Source organism: Klenkia terrae (genome assembly GCF_900491935.1).
GTDB lineage: Bacteria > Actinomycetota > Actinomycetes > Mycobacteriales > Geodermatophilaceae > Klenkia > Klenkia terrae.
Map to the genome: position 1 here is coordinate 2,347,002 of NZ_UEXK01000004.1, position 16,479 is coordinate 2,363,480.

At 73.8% G+C, this 16,479-nt stretch carries 17 protein-coding genes; 9 read left to right on the forward strand and 8 right to left on the reverse strand.

Features of this window, described 5'->3' with window-relative positions; genetic code table 11:
- Positions 1 to 9: 9 nt before the first annotated feature.
- Positions 10 to 1,023 carry a polysaccharide deacetylase family protein gene (locus tag LFA75_RS11970; RefSeq protein WP_225233863.1) on the reverse strand — a complete coding sequence of 338 codons (1,014 nt, stop codon included), beginning with the start codon at positions 1,021 to 1,023 and terminating at the stop codon, positions 10 to 12.
- A gap of 100 nt (positions 1,024 to 1,123) precedes the next feature.
- On the opposite strand from LFA75_RS11970, the gene LFA75_RS11975 reads away from it, so the two are divergent.
- Positions 1,124 to 1,663, forward strand: coding sequence for a helix-turn-helix domain-containing protein (locus LFA75_RS11975; RefSeq protein ID WP_225233864.1), 540 nt, complete (start codon positions 1,124 to 1,126; stop codon positions 1,661 to 1,663).
- Positions 1,664 to 1,679: 16 nt separating this feature from the next.
- Here LFA75_RS11975 and LFA75_RS11980 read toward each other — a convergent pair whose 3' ends face one another.
- From LFA75_RS11980 to LFA75_RS11995, 4 genes are read right to left on the reverse strand one after another with little or no spacing between them, the layout of a single operon-like run.
- Positions 1,680 to 2,423: a cupin domain-containing protein gene (locus LFA75_RS11980; RefSeq protein WP_225233865.1), complete on the reverse strand. Its 744-nt coding sequence runs from the start codon at positions 2,421 to 2,423 to the stop codon at positions 1,680 to 1,682.
- Positions 2,420 to 2,854, reverse strand: a complete 435-nt coding sequence (locus tag LFA75_RS11985) for an OsmC family peroxiredoxin (RefSeq protein WP_225233866.1) — start codon at positions 2,852 to 2,854, stop codon at positions 2,420 to 2,422. Before LFA75_RS11985 ends, LFA75_RS11980 begins: the two co-directional genes overlap by 4 nt.
- Before the next feature lie 34 nt (positions 2,855 to 2,888).
- On the reverse strand, positions 2,889 to 4,361 hold the full coding sequence (locus tag LFA75_RS11990) for an amino acid permease (RefSeq protein WP_225233867.1): 1,473 nt from the start codon (positions 4,359 to 4,361) through the stop codon (positions 2,889 to 2,891).
- Positions 4,362 to 4,371: 10 nt separating this feature from the next.
- Entirely contained in the window at positions 4,372 to 5,514 is a 1,143-nt protein-coding gene (locus LFA75_RS11995; RefSeq protein WP_225233868.1) for an aminotransferase class V-fold PLP-dependent enzyme, read from the reverse strand.
- A 243-nt stretch (positions 5,515 to 5,757) separates the two neighbouring features.
- Here LFA75_RS11995 and LFA75_RS12000 point away from each other — a divergent pair, with 243 nt between their 5' ends.
- Entirely contained in the window at positions 5,758 to 6,720 is a 963-nt protein-coding gene (locus LFA75_RS12000; RefSeq protein ID WP_225233869.1) for an AraC-like ligand-binding domain-containing protein, read from the forward strand.
- A gap of 19 nt (positions 6,721 to 6,739) precedes the next feature.
- On the opposite strand, the gene LFA75_RS12005 is transcribed toward LFA75_RS12000, so the two are convergent.
- Complete coding sequence (locus LFA75_RS12005) at positions 6,740 to 7,225, reverse strand: VOC family protein (protein ID WP_225233870.1); 486 nt, start codon at positions 7,223 to 7,225, stop codon at positions 6,740 to 6,742.
- Positions 7,226 to 7,408: 183 nt separating this feature from the next.
- Between LFA75_RS12005 and LFA75_RS12010 the strand changes: the two genes are divergently transcribed.
- Both LFA75_RS12010 and LFA75_RS12015 read left to right on the forward strand, forming a co-directional pair.
- Positions 7,409 to 8,842 (forward strand): purine-cytosine permease family protein, encoded by a 1,434-nt coding sequence (locus LFA75_RS12010; RefSeq protein ID WP_225233871.1) that lies wholly within the window; start codon positions 7,409 to 7,411, stop codon positions 8,840 to 8,842.
- 131 nt (positions 8,843 to 8,973) lie between these two features.
- Complete coding sequence (locus LFA75_RS12015) at positions 8,974 to 9,933, forward strand: AraC family transcriptional regulator (protein WP_225233872.1); 960 nt, start codon at positions 8,974 to 8,976, stop codon at positions 9,931 to 9,933.
- Positions 9,934 to 9,951: 18 nt separating this feature from the next.
- On the opposite strand, the gene LFA75_RS12020 is transcribed toward LFA75_RS12015, so the two are convergent.
- Positions 9,952 to 10,896, reverse strand: a complete 945-nt coding sequence (locus LFA75_RS12020; protein ID WP_225233873.1) for an AraC family transcriptional regulator — start codon at positions 10,894 to 10,896, stop codon at positions 9,952 to 9,954.
- Between the two features lie 92 nt (positions 10,897 to 10,988).
- Positions 10,989 to 11,408 carry a RidA family protein gene (locus LFA75_RS12025; protein WP_225233874.1) on the reverse strand — a complete coding sequence of 140 codons (420 nt, stop codon included), beginning with the start codon at positions 11,406 to 11,408 and terminating at the stop codon, positions 10,989 to 10,991.
- Positions 11,409 to 11,517: 109 nt separating this feature from the next.
- Here LFA75_RS12025 and LFA75_RS12030 point away from each other — a divergent pair, with 109 nt between their 5' ends.
- From LFA75_RS12030 to LFA75_RS12050, 5 genes are read left to right on the forward strand one after another with little or no spacing between them, the layout of a single operon-like run.
- The gene (locus LFA75_RS12030) at positions 11,518 to 12,357 is read left to right on the forward strand and encodes a fumarylacetoacetate hydrolase family protein (protein WP_225233875.1); all 840 of its coding nucleotides are present in this window, start codon (positions 11,518 to 11,520) and stop codon (positions 12,355 to 12,357) included.
- Entirely contained in the window at positions 12,333 to 12,794 is a 462-nt protein-coding gene (locus LFA75_RS12035) for a cupin domain-containing protein (protein WP_225233876.1), read from the forward strand. The genes LFA75_RS12030 and LFA75_RS12035 overlap by 25 nt, the downstream gene beginning before the upstream one ends.
- Positions 12,791 to 13,708: an acyl-CoA thioesterase gene (locus tag LFA75_RS12040; protein ID WP_225233877.1), complete on the forward strand. Its 918-nt coding sequence runs from the start codon at positions 12,791 to 12,793 to the stop codon at positions 13,706 to 13,708. The genes LFA75_RS12035 and LFA75_RS12040 overlap by 4 nt, the downstream gene beginning before the upstream one ends.
- Positions 13,705 to 16,080 (forward strand): bifunctional salicylyl-CoA 5-hydroxylase/oxidoreductase, encoded by a 2,376-nt coding sequence (locus tag LFA75_RS12045; RefSeq protein WP_225233878.1) that lies wholly within the window; start codon positions 13,705 to 13,707, stop codon positions 16,078 to 16,080. The genes LFA75_RS12040 and LFA75_RS12045 overlap by 4 nt, the downstream gene beginning before the upstream one ends.
- Before the next feature lie 38 nt (positions 16,081 to 16,118).
- Positions 16,119 to 16,475, forward strand: a complete 357-nt coding sequence (locus LFA75_RS12050) for an acyl-CoA thioesterase (protein ID WP_225233879.1) — start codon at positions 16,119 to 16,121, stop codon at positions 16,473 to 16,475.
- Positions 16,476 to 16,479: the final 4 nt, after the last annotated feature.

The window sequence follows — 16,479 nt, forward strand, 5'->3', positions numbered from 1 at the left end:
CAAGTTTCCTCAGGCGAGCCGCTCGACCGCGGCGTTCGACGTCCACAGGCGCACCCCGGCGGCGGCGACCGCCGCGTCCCCGGGCGCGGCCGGGTCGAACGGGGTGCCGCCCAGCCAGGCCCAGCCGGCTGGACGACGCCCGACGACCTCGGTCAGGCGGGCCAGCGGGCGGTGCACCTGGCGCTCGACGTCGGCCGCGGTGCGCACCGAGACCGAGCTGGCGTGGGTGGCCGAGTGCCCGCAGACCACGTGCCGGGTGGCCAGGTCGGCCAGGGCGTCCCAGGTCATGGCCAGCGGGGCGTCACCGGCCAGGTCCTCGTCCAGCACGCCCAGGTCGTGCTCGGCGGCGAAGCCGCGCTGCTGCGCGGGCGGGCAGTCCAGGAACTCCGTGGGCGGGTAGAACCAGCCGACCAGGCCGAGCTCCTCGCACAGCGGGGCGGCGACCTGCGCGGCGCTGGCGAAGCCGTCGAAGAAGGCCGGGACGACGCCCGGGCGCGGGTCGGCCCAGCGGCCGGTGTCCAGCGCGGCGTGCAGGTCGGCCTCGGTCACGGGGGAGAAGCGCTCCGCGTACCAGGTCAGCTCCTGCCGCAGCTCCGCCGCGTGGGAGGCCGATGTGTTGTGCCAGTTGACCACCCGCAGGTGCCGGCCGTGCAGCACCGCGTCGACCACCACGGCGGCCTCGGCGTCCCGTGCGGCCGCGTCGGGCCGGTCGGTGTCGCGCGGCCGCCACGCCGCCAGCGGGGCGTCGCCGGCCGGACCGCGGCTGGCCGGTGGGCGCAGCCGCAGGTGGGCCAGCGCCGCCAGCGCGTCCTGCACCGTCACGTCGGCGTCCGCCGCCCGCAGCACCTCCCAGGCCTGCTGGACGTCGGCGGCCAGCTCGACGTCCCCGGGCCGTGGGTCGACGGCGGGCGCCGGCCGGGTGCGGTCGACCAGGGCGACCAGCATCGCCACCCCGGTGCGGTCCTCGTCCTCGGCCGCCACCGCCCGGGCGGCCGCCAGCAGCGCGTCGCGCGGGATCGGCACGCACCCGATCGAACACCATGGGCCCGGTGGACGCCCCCCGCCCGGCGCCGCCGTGCGGGGTCGGCGCCCCCGACGGGGGCCGACCTGGTGGAATCGGGGGGTGGAGACCTTTCGCATCCGCAAGCTGCGGGTGGAGCGCGGCATGACCATCGCCGAGCTCGCGACCGCCGCGGAGGTCTCCACCGCGCTGATCAGCCAGGTCGAGCGCGGGTTGACCGACCCGAGCATGGCCACGCTGCGGCAGATCGCCAAGGTGCTGGCCGTGCCGCTGTTCGACCTGTTCCAGCCGGCGTCGCCGGAGTCCGCGGTGACGGTGATCAAGCGGGGCGAGGAGTCCACGATCACCTCGCCGAACGGGGACGCGTCCTACGCCCGCAAGTCCGTGCCGCACGGCCAGGTCGAGGTGCTGCGGGGGGAGCTGCGCCCGGGCGGGGTGTCCCACGAGCAGCCGTGGAGCCACCCGGCCGAGGAGTGCGTGGTCGTCGTCGAGGGCTCGCTGCTGGTGGAGGTCGACGGCGTGGACCACCGGCTCACCGACGGCGACAGCTGCTACTTCGACTCCCGGCTGCCGCACCGCCTGGTCAACGACAGCGACCGGCCGACCGTCTTCCTGGTCGCGGTCACCCCGCCCAGCTACTGAGCGGGGTGACCGGCGATCACTCGACGGGCGTGTTCTGGGTGGGGCTGCCGGCCGGGGTGAAGACCCCCAGCTCGACCAGGTGCTCCTCGGCGCGGTTCTGGACCAGGTGGACGGTGCCGCGCGGCAGGTAGTAGCACCAGCCGGCCGACACCTCCTGCTCCACGCCCTCGATCTCCACGGTCCCCGTGCCGCTGACGATGCACAGCATCTCGTCGTAGGGGTGGGTGTGCCGCGGGGTGCGCAGCGCCGGGACGTAGCCGACGAACTGGGTCATGCCCGAGCAGCCGCAGTCCGGGTCGAACAGCAGCTGGTACTCCCGGCTGCTGACCGCCGGGTGCTTGGCCCGGTCGGCCAGGTCGAGGCTGACCGGCCCGACCGTGGCCGGGGTGCCCGGGTCGACGCGCCCGGAGACGACGGCCACCTCGAGCGGCTCGGCACCGGTGCTGCGCAGCTCGTAGGCGGCGTCGCCGGCCACCCGGACGGCGGTGTCGCGGACGAGGTCGTGGGCGACCCCGTCGACGACGGCCTCCCCGCGGCCGCCGAGCACGTAGAGCAGCTCGTCCCGGCCGGCGTCCACCCGGCGGGTGCCGTGGTCGGCCACGACGAGGACCGCCATCTCCAGCCCGGACCCGTCGGGGTCGGCGTGCACCCGGTGCACGGCCACGCCGTCGGCGGTGACGGCGGGGACGTCGCGGTAGTGCACCGGCATCCCGGCCCGGCCGGCGGGCAGGTCCCCGCCGACCCGGGCCGGGGCGCTCACGGGGCCACCAGCCGGGCGGTCAGCCGGACGTCGGCCCGGAACAGCCGGGACACCGGGCAGCCCTCGTGTGCGGTGGTGGCGATCCGCTGGAAGGCGTCGTCGTCCACGCCGTCGACCTGCGCGGCCACCTCGAGGTCGACGGTCGGGATCCCGAAGCCGTCGGGCCCCTGCACCAGGTGCACCGTCGAGGTCGAGGTGATCCGGGTGGCCGGCGTCCCGTTGCCGGCCAGCTCGTTGGCCAGCGACATCGAGTAGCACCCCGACAGTGCCGAGGCCAGCAGCTCCTCCGGGTTGGTCGAGGGCTCCCCGCCCATCCGGGTCTTCAGGCTGAAGGGCAGGTCGAGGTCGGTGCGGCCGACCCCGATGTGGCCGCTGCCGGTCTCCAGGTCGCCCTCCCAGTGGGCGGTGGAGGTGCGTCGGATGGTCACCATGCTGTTCTCCTGCGGGTCGAGGGGGGTCGGTTCGTCACGCGTCGGTCGCGCGGGGCTCGTAGTCGGGGAGCCGCGTCTCGGCCAGCAGGTGGTCGCACCGCCCGGTCTTCTTCATCACCAGGTAGGTGGCCACCAGCAGGACGAAGAACGGCAGGCCGAACTGCCAGGCCGGGTCCAGGCCCTCGACGAAGTAGGTCGAGACCAGGACGGCGACCAGGAACACCGCGACCACGCTGCGGGTGACCGGCGCGGCCCACAGCTGCACCGGCGAGGGCGGCAGGCCCTCCTTGCGCCGGGTGGCGCGGAAGGAGGCGTGGGTGGCGAGGATCAGCAGCCAGACGACGATCGCGGCGAAGACCGAGATGCCGAACAGCACCAGGTAGGCCTGGCCGGAGTCGTTCGCCGACAGGATCGCGGCCACGACCATGCCCAGGGCGGAGAGCGCCAGGGCGTTGCGCGGCACCCCGCTGGTGCTGAGCCGACCGGCCCAGGCCGGCGCGAGCCGGTGCTCGGCCAGCGAGTGCATCATCCGGGTGGTCAGGTACAGGTTCGTGTTCGCGCTGGACAGCGCCGCGGTCAGCACGACGAAGGTCATGATGCCGGCGGCCGCGGGGATGCCGGCGCCCTCGAACACGGTGACGAACGGGCTGGCGTTGATCGTGCCGCCCTGCGCGGTGAGGGTCCACGGCACGACGAGGACGACGACCATGATCGCCAGCACGTAGAACAGCCCCAGCCGCAGGACCATCGCCCGGGCGGCGCGGGGGATGTCCCGCTGCGGGTTCTCCGACTCCGCCGCGGTGACCGAGACGACCTCGGTGCCGATGTAGCTGAAGAGCACGAAGACCATGGCCAGCATCAGGCCGGTGATCCCGTTGGGGAAGAAGCCGCCGTCCAGCAGCAGGTTGTCGGTGCCGACGGCGGGCCGGTCGGGCAGGCCGAAGACGACGAGGACCAGGCCGAGCAGCACGAAGACGGCGATCGCGGTCACCTTGATCATCGCGAACCAGTACTCGAACGAGCCGAACAGGTGCACGGCGGCGGCGTTCACGGCGAGCACGAGCACCGAGAAGACGATCACCGGCAGCCAGAGCGGGATGTCCGGCCACCAGAACTTCACGTAGACGCCGGCGGCGATCATCTCCCCGCCGATGGCGATCACCTGCATCGCCCAGTAGGTCCAGCGCAGCACGAAGCCGGTGCCCGCGCCGAGGTAGTTGTGCGCGATGGCGCCGAAGGCACCGGCGGTCGGGGGCACCACGACCATCTCGGCCAGCGCCCCGGCGATGACCAGCGCGACCAGCCCGCACAGGATGTAGGCGATGATCACCGCCGGTCCGGCCTGCGAGATCGCGAGGCTGGCCCCCAGGAACAGGCCGGTGCCGAGGGCCCCGCCGATCCCGATCATGGTCAGCTGCTTGGAGTTGAGCCGGCGCTGCAGCCCGGCGGTGCCGGTGGCGCCGTCGGACCCGGTGCCGGTGCCCGGGGTGTCGGTGGTCGATGACATGTCTGCTCCCTCAGTGGGTCTTGCGGTAGTCGGCGACGGCCTGCACGGCCCGGGTGACGTCGGAGTCGTCGTTGTAGAGGTGGAAGGACAGCCGGACGACGTCGCCGCGGGGGCTGCCGATCACCGAGTGCGCCTTCAGGTGGGCGTCCAGGGCGTGCGGGTCGGCGTCGAGGAGGGCGACCTGCGGGCCGCGGAGCGCGTCGTCCTTGGGGGAGCGGGTCACCTCGCCGGCGGCCATGAGCTGGTCCTGCAGGCTGCGGGTCAGCTCGGTGATGTGCTGCTGCACCCGGTGCATGTCCAGCTGCTCGAGCAGCGAGAGGCCGGCGACGGCGCCGTAGGCCGAGGGGATCGACGGGGTGCCGCCCTCGAACCGGCGGGCGTGCGTCGGGTGGTCCAGGTGCCGGGGGTCGAAGTTGAACGGGTCCTGCCGGCCGAACCAGCCGGTCAGCGAGGGGGCCACGTCGTCGCGCACGCCGGAGCGGACGTAGAGGAACGCCAGGCCGGGGATGCCGAGCATGTACTTCAGCGAGCCGCTGACCAGGTAGTCGCAGTCGAGCTCACGGACGTCGACGGGCTCGACGCCCATGCCCTGGTAGGCGTCGACGAACGTCTTGGCGCCCAGCTCGCGGGCCCGGGCGACGACCTCGCGGACCGGCAGCCGCAGGCCGTTGCGGTAGGAGATCAGCGGGACCGACACCAGCGCGGCGCGCTCGTCCACCAGGGCCAGGTAGTCGTCGAGCTCGACGACGCCGTCGCGGTCGGGCACGTGCACGACCTCGGCGCCCCGGGGCCGCTGGGCCAGCCAGACGTGGGCCACCGAGGGGAACTCCATGTCGGTGGTGACCAGGCGCGGGCGGGTGGACCAGTCCTGGGTCGAGGCGACGTGGAAGGCGCCCTCCGACGCGGTGGACACCACGGCGACCTCGTCGACGTCGGCCCCGATGTGCCGGGCGAAGCCGGCGCGGGCCTCGGCCACCTTGCCCATCCACAGCTCCCACGGGGCGCCGTGCTCCCGGATGGAGAACTGGAACTCCAGCAGGGCCGCGGTCATCGCGTCGGAGAGCGCGCCCTGGCTGCAGCTGGCCAGGTAGGTGGTGTCGGCCAGGGCCGGGAAGTGCGCGCGGAACTCCGCGACGGAGGGGTGGGCGGTCATGGAGGCCTCTCGTGGTGCATCGGGGGAGGTGGGCGTCGGCGGGGCGGCTGCCGGGACGCACCGCTGCAGCCAGTGCCGTGCAGGTGCCGGGGACGGCGTCGCGGGATCCGCGGACCGTGACGAGATGTCAGCCAGGCTGAACGAGCGGAGCGTAGGAGTGACTTTTTGGGGTGTCAAGGGCCACATCGCACGCTTCGAAGGCCTACGCTCGAGGAGCTCGCGACGACCCCAGGAGGCGGATCCGTGCCCCGTTCGGCGGTCCCGCTGTCCTCCCACCGCATCCTGCGGACGACCAGCATCGAGGCCGCCCAGTCGGCGATCTCGGCCTCGCTGGCCCCGCACCGGCTGGTGCCGGCCGACCGCGGCGGCACCTTCTGCGCCCGGCACAACGGGGCCGACCTCGGCGGGGTCGGCCTGCACTTCCTGGACTACGGGGTGGCCGCCGACGTCGCGGTGGACGCCATGGACTTCCACCTGGTGCAGATCCCGCTGGGCGGCCGGACCACCGTCGACGCAGGCTCCGGGGTCGTCGGGGCCGGGCCGGGCGCCGCGGTGGTCACCCCGGCCGGTCGGCCGCTGCGGATGGGCTACTCCGGGGACAACCCCCGGCTGGTGGTGCAGGTCGCCGAGCGGCTGCTGGCCGACCGGTCGGCCGTGGCCCGGGAGGCCGGCCTGGACGTGCCGGCGCCCGGCGGGGCGGCGCTGGACCTGACCCGGGGCGCCGGCCGCTCCTGGCGCAGCCTGGTCGAGCTGGTGCTGACCGACCTCGAGCGGCCGGACGGCCTGGCGGCGTCCCCGGTGGCCGCGGCGTCGCTGCGGACGGCGCTGGTGGACGGCCTGGTCGCCGGTCTCGCCACCCGCCGGGCGGCGCCGCCGGCGACGTCGGACACCGTCGTCCGGCGGGCAACCCGGCTGATCGAGGAGCACTGCGCCGAGCCGCTGGGCACCCCGGACGTCGCCGAGGCCCTGCACGTCAGCGTCCGGGCGCTGCAGGCCGGGTTCCGGGCGCAGCTGGGCTGCACGCCGATGGCCTACCTGCGCCGCACCCGGCTCGAGCGCATCCGGGCCAGCCTCGCCGACGGCACGGCCGGCACCGTCACCGAGGCCGCCGCCCGCTGGGGCCACCCGCACCTGGGCCGGCTGGCCGTGGACTACCGGGCCGCCTTCGGGGAGAGCCCCGCGGAGACCCTGCGCCGCTCCCGCTGACCCGCGCGGGACGGACCGGTCAGGCCCACATCTGGGCATAAGGGTGGGAGCACAGCTCGATGACGGTGCCCCAGGGGTCCTGGCAGTAGACGATCGTGTAGCCCTTCTCGGCGTCCAGCACCACCGGCTCCGCCCGCACCCGGCCCCCGGCCGCGGCGATCCGGTCGGCCACCTCGCGCACGTCGGGCGCGGTGAGCGAGAAGTGGTTGATGCCGGTCTTCCAGAACTCGAAGTTGTCCTCGCGGACCTCGAGCGCCGGGACGTCGAAGGTGAACAGCTCCAGGCCGACCGCGTCGGCGAAGGCCAGGTGGGCGAACCGGAACCGGCGGAAGCCCTGGCCGTAGATCGCCGCGGCCGCGTCGCCCAGCGGCGAGCCGTCCTCCAGCACCTCGATCGGCCCGACCAGCAGGTAGGCGCCGAGGGTCTCCCGGTACCACCCGACCGCGGCCTCGAGGTCGGGGACGGTGGCGCCGACGTGGGAGAAGGCGTGGGCGGGCGATGCCATGGCGGGGCTCCTGGGGACGGGCAGTCGGGTGGGTCATCGCATCGAAAGCCCAGGTGGGGACGGCGTCAACGCATCCGTGCGGAATGCGGACAGCGGGTGCGCCGGGCGGATGGACCCAGGGGGTGTGACCTCCCTAACGTCCCGCGGCAGCTCGACCGCGACCCCACTCCCGAAGGACACCCGATGGCAGACCGCATCCCCGTGGAACCGGCGCTCCGTGCCCGCATGGAGGACCACGCACTCACCGCCGTCCCCGACTCCGAGCGCCGCTCGGGATGGGGTCTGATGACCAACACCGCGGGCATCGCCTCCACGCTGATCCAGCTGGCGATCGGCGGCACCGTCACCCTCATCGCCGGCGTCTGGTGGGGCCTGCTCGCCGGCGTCGTCGTCGCCGTCTTCGGCGGCACGCTGGGCTGGCTGGTCGGGCACGTCGCCTACAAGTCGGGCACCTCGAGCACCGTGACCGCCCGCTTCTACGGGCTGGGCACCCGCGGCTCGGCGCTGGCCTCGCTGATCTTCGCGTTCATGATCCTGGGCTTCCTCGCCCTGGAGAACGCGCTGCTCTACTACGGCACGCTGTTCATGTTCGGCTGGGCGCCCACGCTGCTCAACGCGGTCGTCATCTACGGCCTGCTCACGCTGGCCTGGATCGCGCTCACCGTCTTCGGCCTGCCGCTGGTGCAGAAGACCTCGATGGTGCTGCTGGTCGCCTTCGTGGCGCTGACCGTCGTCCTGGCGTTCGTGGCGCTGGCCGACTCCAGCGTGTCGCTGGGCGAGCTGTTCGCCGCCGGCCCCGTGGTCCCCGGCTTCGAGAGCGGCACCGCCCGGTTCACCGCCGTGCTGTCGATCCTGGCCGGCTCGGCCGGTGCGCTGGCGCTGGTCGACGCCGACTTCGCCCGCTACGCCCGCTCCACCAAGGACGTCGGCATCCTCGCCGTCGGCGGCGCGGTGATGATCGACGTCGTGGTCGTCGTGCTCGGCACGATCATCATCCACGCGGGCTCGGGCGAGGTCAGCGACTACCTGACCGCCAACCCGGACATCGCCGCCACGCAGGTGGGCGACACCGTGGCCGACAAGCTGGCCTGGATGATCGCCAACAACGCCGGCGCCTTCTTCGTCGTCCTGGCCGGGACGCTCGGCTTCGTCCTGATGTACGTCGCGCAGGTCAAGGCGCAGGTGCTCAACACCTACAGTGGCTCGCTGTCGCTGTCGAACCTGGCCGACGGCCTCTTCGGCCGAAGCCCGGGCCGGGTCACCATGGTCGTGGTCGGCAACCTCATCGCCCTGCTGATGGTGGCCGGCGACATCCTCGGCCTGATCGGCAGCTACCTGGGCATCCTCGGCGTCACCACCACCGCGCTGGCCGGGGTGATCATCGCCGACTTCTTCATCGTCCGGAAGCGCCGGGTGGCCGACCCGGGCGAGACCGAGTCGGTCAACTGGGCCGGGGTCATCTCGGTGGTCGGCGCCGCGCTGCTCGGCGGGATCCTGCAGGAGACCGGTGTGACGGCGCTGGGCTTCGTCGTCGCCCTCGTGGTCGTGCTGGTCGCCTACCCGACCCTGCGGACGACGGTGCTCAAGCCCGCCGAGACCCGCCTCCCGGTCGGCTGAGCGGGTGGGTACCGGGCGGGTCCGACGCCCGCCCGGTACCCAGACGTAACATGACATTGCATTGACGTTCGCTCCGAATTGGTCATACGCTTCCCTCCGCGCCGCCGTCCGGCGCAGAGGGATGGTGCGCGATGCTCGCTGCCACGGTGCTGCGCAGTGCTGACCTGGACGAGACCCGGGACGTGGTGGCCGCCGCGTTCTGCCCGCACACGCTCGAGCTGCCCGACCGCTCGGCCGCGCTGTCGGCCCGGTGGCGGGCGCACCAGGTCGAGGACATCGGCGTCACGGTGCTCGACTACGGCGCGCCCGTGCGGATCACCACCCGCGGCGGCTGCGACGCGTTCCTGGTCGAGATCCCGCTCGGCGGCCGGTCCACCATCACCCAGGGCGCCGACACCGTGGTCGCCGACCGCACCACCGGCGCGATCCTGTCGCTGGCCGAGCCGATCAGCACGGTCCGCTCGGCCGGCAGCCCGCAGCTCATCGTCCGGCTCGAGCGCGCCGCCCTCGACGACCAGCTGCGCACGCTGACCGGCGCCGAGGTGCACCGCCCGCTGCGCTTCACCGCGGCCCTGGACCTCACCTCGCCCGAGGGCCGGTCGTGGCACCGGCTGGTCGACCTGCTGCGCACCGAGGCCGAGCAGGACGGCGCCCTGGTGCACTCGCCGGTCGCCCGGGCCCAGCTGCGCAGCCTGCTGCTCACCCAGCTGCTGTGCGGCCAGCCCAACAACTACAGCGACGTGCTGCGGCAGGGGTCGGGCACCCCGGTGCCCCGGCTGCTGCAGCGGGCCGTCGACCTGATCCGGGACCACGCCGCCGAGGCGCTCACCGTCGAGGACGTCGCCCAGGCCACCGGCATGAGCGTGCGGGCGCTGCAGCAGGGCTTCCGCCGCTACGTCGGCTGCACGCCCACCGAGTACCTGCGCGACGTCCGGCTGGACCGGGTGCACGCCGCGCTGCAGGCCGGTGACCCCGGCAGCCTGACGGTCACCGACGCGGCCTTCCGGTGGGGGTTCACCCACCTGGGCCGGTTCGCCGGGGACTACCGCCGGCGCTTCGCCGAGCCCCCCTCGGCCACGCTCCGCCGCTGACCCGGTGGGCCCGGTGGCTCAGCCGGCCAGGGTCTGGGAGGGCAGCTCGCGGTAGGTCTCGCGGTAGACCTGGGAGAACCGGCCCAGGTGGAAGAAGCCCCAGCGGGCCGCGACGTCGGTGACCGACGTGGTGCCGGGGTCGGCGGCCTGCAGGTCGCGGCGGGCCCGGGTCAGCCGGACCAGGCGCAGCTGCTCCAGCGGCGTGCTGCCGAGCTCGCGCTGGAAGGCCTCCTGCAGGGAGCGGGCGGAGACGCCGGCGGTGCCGGCCAGGTCGGCCAGCCGCCAGGCCCGCCCGGGCTCCGCCTCGATGGCGGCCAGCACCCGGCGCACCGCCCGGGAGCCGACCGGTGCCGGCACCGCGTCGGTCGTGCTGTTGGGCTGGGCGGCCAGCAGCGCGGAGATCAGCGTCTGCTCGAACTGGGTGGCCACCAGCGGCGACCGCAGCAGCGGGCCGCCGGCGCCCAGGTCGTCGACCGCCAGGTGCACCAGGCGCAGCCACGACCGCAGCGGTGCCGCGGTCAGGTCGACCAGCGGGTCGAACACGACCGGACCGCCCGCGGCCGCCTCGACGGCGGACCGGCGCAGGTAGACCAGCAGCTGCTCGCAGCCGGCCTCCCAGGTCATGTCGACGTGCTCGGTGGGGGAGCCCAGCGAGGCCCGCGTGGTGTCCGACGGGACGACGCGGTCGCCGACCCGCACCCGCGCGCGACCGGCCAGCGGGACCTGGACCAGGAAGAAGTCCTCGAACCGCCCGGGCACGATGCGCACCTCGTCGCCGTAGCGCAGGTAGTCCAGCGTGACGTCCTCACCGAGGGCGGCCGCGTTGTGCACCATGTCCAGCCGCCCGTCGCGGCGGGTCAGCCCGAGGTGGTGGGGGCAGAACCGCTGCGCGACCTCGCTGCGCGCCTCGTCCAGCTCCGTCGTGACGACCAGCGGGTGACGGGCGAGCAGTGCGGTGGCCATGCGGGCTCCTCGTGGGCGGCGCGTCCATTGGGGCACGCGGTCCCGGCGCGCGTCAACGCCGGGACGCCCGTCATCTGCGCGGAACGTGCAGGTCAGGGCCGGACGAGCCGCTCGTCGGGGATGACCGCGGTGCCCACGATCTCGATCAGCGCGTCGGTCTGCCACAGGCCCGTGGTGCCGATCCCGGCCATGGCCGGGTAGACCGGGCCGGCCAGCTCGCGCCAGACCTCGCCGATCTCCTTGCCGTGCGCCTGGTAGTCGGGGATGTCGGTCAGGAAGATCGTGATGCTGACCAGGTCGCCCGGCTCGCCGCCCGCGGCGCGCAGCGTGGTGAGCACGTTGCCGAAGGCCTGCCGGAACTGCGCCACGATCCCCCCCGGGACGATCCGCATGTCTGCGTCGAGGGCGGTCTGCCCACCCAGGTACAGCGTGTTGCCGCTGAGCGTGCCGTGCGAGTAGCCGCGCGGCGTGGGCATTGACGACGGGTTGACGGCCTGCGGCTCGAGCGACATGACGGGCTCCTGGTGGTGGGGGCGGTCCGGACGCAGCCACTCTGTCATCGTATTGACAACGACGCAACGATCGTGCGCAGAATGCAACACCGAACGAGAAGGGGGACCGATGCGGCTCGCCACGGTCAGCACACCGACCGGCACGACGGCAGCGGTGCAGGACGGCGAGGACTGGCGCGCCCTGCCCGCGCGCGACCTCTCCGCGGCCTTCGCCGACGGCTCCTGGGCCGCGGCGCCCGGTGCCGTCGTCCCCGGGGCGGTGCCGGTGCTCCCGCTGCCGCGCCCGGGCAAGGTGGTCTGCTGCGGCCTGAACTACGGCGAGCACATCCGGGAGACCGGCCGGGAGCTGCCCGCCCACCCCACGCTGTTCGCCAAGTTCGCCGACACGCTCACCGGCCCGACCGACGACCTGCGGCTGGACGCCTCGGCGCAGTGGGACTGGGAGGCCGAGCTGGCCGTCGTCGTCGGCACCCCGCTGCACCGGGCCGACCGCGCCGCCGCCCGCGCGGCCATCGGCGGCTGGACGGTCGCCAACGACCTGTCCGCCCGGGACTGGCAGCGCCGCACCCTGCAGTGGTTCCAGGGCAAGGCGTGGGACGCCACCACCCCGCTGGGCCCGGTCGTCGTCACCCCCGACGAGGTCGACCCCTTCGCCGGGCTGGCCGTCTCCTGCCGGATCGACGGCGTGGAGGTGCAGCGCGACAGCACGGCCACGCTGGTCTTCGACGCCGCGGACCTGCTGGCCTACGTCTCCACCTTCACCGTGCTGCGCCCCGGCGACCTGGTGCTCACCGGCACGCCCGGCGGCGTCGGCATGGCCCGCGATCCGCAGCGCTGGCTCGCCGACGGCGAGGTGCTCGAGACCGAGGTCGAGGGCATCGGCACCCTGCGCAACACCATCCGTCTCACCCAGGAGGAGTCATCGTGGACCCCAGCAACGACCGCCTGATCACCCCGGCCACGGGCCTCGTCGTCCCGGTCGTCACCCGCTCGGGCCAGGAGCCCGACCGGACGGCGCAGAGCGAGGGCGCGACCCGCATCTCCGGGGTCAGCCCGCAGCACACCCCGGCCACGAAGATCTGGTTCGGCCAGGTGCACAACCTGGCCGGCTACCGCTCGGTGCCGCACCACCACGGCGAGGCCGAGACCGGCGGGTTCGTGCTCAGCGGCCGGGCCCGGATCTACTTCGGCGAGCGGTTCGACGACTACATCGACATGTCCGAGGGCGACTGGGTCTTCGTCCCGCCGCACATGCCGCACGTCGAGTGCAACCTGGACCGGAACAACCCGCTGACCTGGATGACCACCCGGACGCCGGACAACATCGTGGTCAACCTGCCCCAGGTGGACGACGCCGACCTGCGCGACTGGGCGGACCGGCCGTGACCGCCACCTCGGAGGTCTTCACCGCCGCGGTCACGCTGCAGGAGGCCCCGGCGGAGGTGCACGACGTGGCCTTCACCGCGACCACCCAGCCCTGCCCGTGGCCCAAGGCCTACGGCGGGGACATGGTCGCCCAGGCGCTGGTCGCCGCGCTGCGCACCGTCACCGACGGCAAGACCGTGCACTCGATGCACTCCTACTTCCTGCGGCCGGTCGACATCGGCGGGCAGGTCCGCTACGAGGTCGAGCTGCTGCGCGACGGCCGCGGCTACGCCACCCGCCAGGTCCGCGGCTTCCAGAACGGCAAGCCGGTCTACACCTGCCTGGTCAGCTTCGCCGCGGGCGAGGCCGGCGGCAGCTGGGCGCCCGCCGCCCCGACCGGCGTCCCCGCGCCCGAGGACCTGCCGTCGGCGGCCGACGTGCTGGCCGGACGCGAGGGCGGCACCAGCACCGAGGCCTCCCGCGCCTACTGGGCCGGCGGCCGCAGCTTCGACATGCGGCACGTGCCCGGCCCGCTCTACCTCGACGTCGCCGGCGGCACCGGCCCGCAGCAGGCGGTCTGGGTGCGCCCGTTCGACGCGCTGCGCCCGGTGCCCGGCGTGGACGACGCCCAGCGGGACGCCGCCGCCCTGGCCTACGTCTGCGACTACACGATCCTCGAGCCCGCCCTGCGGGTGCTCGGGCACGCGTGGGCCGACGAGGGCCTGGTCACCGCCAGCCTCGACCACGCCATGTGGTTCCACCGGCCGGTCGTCATGGGCGACTGGCTGCTCTACGCCCAGGAGGTGGTCTCGGTCGAGGACGGCCGCGGCACCGGGGTGGGCCGGTTCTACGACACCGACGGGGTCCACCTGGCCACCGTCGTCCAGGAAGGTCTGATCCGGGCGGCCGTGCCGCAGACGGGGGAGCAGTCGTGAAGGTCGCGATCGTCGGCGGCGGGCCCGGTGGCCTGTACCTGGCCGCGCTGCTGCGCCAGCTGGACAGCAGCCACGAGATCACCGTCTGGGAGCGCAACGCCCCCGAAGACACGTTCGGCTTCGGCGTCGTGTTCTCCGACGAGACGCTGGGCAGCATCGAGGGCGCCGACGAGGTCGTGCACCAGCGGATGGAGTCCCGCTTCGCCCGGTGGACCGACATCGACGTCGAGGTCGACGGGCAGTCCTTCACCGTGGGCGGCCAGGGCTTCGCCGCGATGAGCCGCAAGGAGCTGCTGTCGATCCTGCAGGAGCGGGTCGCCGAGCTCGGCGTCACCGTGCACTACCGCGCGCTGGCCCCCGACGTCGAGGAGCTGCGCGCCACCCACGACCTGGTGGTGGCCTGCGACGGGCTGAACTCCCAGATCCGGACGGCGCACGCCCAGGCGTTCGGCCCCACGCTGGACCGCCGGCACAACAAGTACATCTGGCTGGGCACCGACCTGGTCTTCGAGGCCTTCCAGTTCATCGTCAAGCACACGGAGTGGGGGACGATGCAGATCCACGGCTACCCGTTCTCCGACACCGGCTCGACCTTCATCGTCGAGATGCACGACGACGTCTGGGAGCGCGCGGGCTTCGGCGCGACCGAGGGCCAGGAGTTCCCGCCCGGGGTGAGCGACACCTACGCCGTCGAGCGGATCCGGGAGATCTTCGCCGACGAGCTGGCCGGGCACGAGGTGCTCACCAACAACTCGAAGTGGCTGAACTTCCAGACCGTCCGCAACGAGTGCTGGCACGAGGGCAACCTGGTGCTGCTGGGCGACGCGGCGCACACCGCGCACTTCTCCATCGGCTCGGGCACCAAGCTCGCCATGGAGGACGCGCTGGCGCTGGCCGCCTGCCTGCACGAGCACCCCACGATCGAGCAGGCTCTGGCCGCCTACCAGGACGAGCGCAAGCCGGTGGTCGAGTCCACCCAGCGCGCGGCCCAGGCCTCGCTGGAGTGGTTCGAGCGGATCGGCATGTACGCGGGCCAGGAGCCGACCGAGTTCGTGTTCAACCTGCTGACCCGGTCCCGCCGGATCACCTTCGAGAACCTGCGCGACCGGGACGCCGTGTTCGCCGCCCAGGTCGAGGCCGCCTTCGCCGCCCGGCACGGGGACGGCGAGCCCGCCCCGGCCATGTTCCAGCCGGTCCGGATCGGCGGGCTGGAGCTGGCCAACCGGGTCGTGCTGGCGCCCATGGACATGTACGTGGCCGACGAGGGCGTGCCCGGTGAGTTCCACCTGGTGCACCTGGGCAGCAAGGCCCTGGGCGGCGCCGGCCTGGTGATGACCGAGATGACCTGCGTGTCCCCGGAGGCCCGGATCACCCTGGGCTGCCCCGGGCTGTGGACCGACGAGCAGCGCGACGCCTGGGCCCGGGTGACCCGGTTCGTGCACGAGCGGTCGCCGGCCAAGATCGGCGTCCAGATCGGGCACTCGGGCCGCAAGGGCTCCACCAAGCTCATGTGGGAGGGCATCGACCAGCCCCTGGAGAGCGGCAACTGGGAGGTCGTCGGGCCCAGCGCGCTGCCCTACGGCCCCGGCTGCCACGTGCCCCGCGAGGCCACCCGCGCCGACCTGGACACCGCGGTCGCCGACTTCGCCGCCGCGGCCGGCCGGGCGGTCGACGCCGGGTTCGACCTGGTCGAGGTGCACGCCGCGCACGGCTACCTGCTGTCGTCGTTCCTGTCCCCGGCCGCCAACCAGCGCACCGACTCCTACGGCGGGAGCCTGGCGAACCGGCTGCGGTTCCCGCTGGAGGTCTTCGACGCCGTCCGCGAGGTCGTCGCGGGCCGGGTGCCGGTGACCGTGCGCATCTCCGCGCACGACTGGCTGCCCGACGGCAACACCGACGACGACGCCGTGGAGATCGCCCGGGCCTTCGTGGCGCACGGCGCGGCCGCCGTCCACGTGTCCTCCGGCCAGGTGTCCAAGGAGGAGAAGCCGGCGTTCGGGCGGTCCTACCAGACCCCCTTCGCCGACCGGATCCGGCAGGAGGTGGCGGCGCCGGCCGGCGCGATGGTGATCGCGGTCGGGGCGATCTCCTCGCACGACGACGTCAACTCGATCCTGCTCGCCGGGCGCGCGGACCTCTGCGCGCTGGGCCGCACCCACCTCTACGACGGGCAGTGGACGCTGCACGCCGCCGCCGAGCAGGGCTACGCCGGTCCCGGCGCGGTCTGGCCGACGCCCTGGGCCGGCGGCAGCCGCAAGCCCCCGACGTCGCGCACGGACAAGGTGCCGCCGCGGTTGTCCCTGCTGCGCGACGGCGTCGTGGAGCCCGAGCACGTCCGGTGGCGGCCGCGCACGCCGGTCGCGGCGGGGTGAGCGGGCCCAGCGGCACCTGTCGCCGCCGGGTGGAGTGGGTGGACACCGACGCGTCGGGGATCTACCACAACACCGCGGTGGCCCGGTTCGCCGAGGCGGCCGAGGCGGAGCTCATGCGGGGGGTCGGGCTGGACTTCGCCCCGACCGCCCCGCGGGTCCGGTACGAGGTCGAGTTCGTGTCCCCGCTGCGCTTCGGCGACGAGGCGGTGACCACCGTGCAGGTGGCCGAGATCGGCCGGACCTCGATGACCTTCGACTTCGAGGTGCGCCGTGGGGACGACGTGCTGGCCGCCCGCGGCCGGTACGTCGTGGTGCACGTGGACGGGTTCGAGGGCGGCGGGCCCAGCCCGTGGCCGGACGCCTGGCGCGCGGCGCTGGGGGCCGACGGGTCGTGACCGG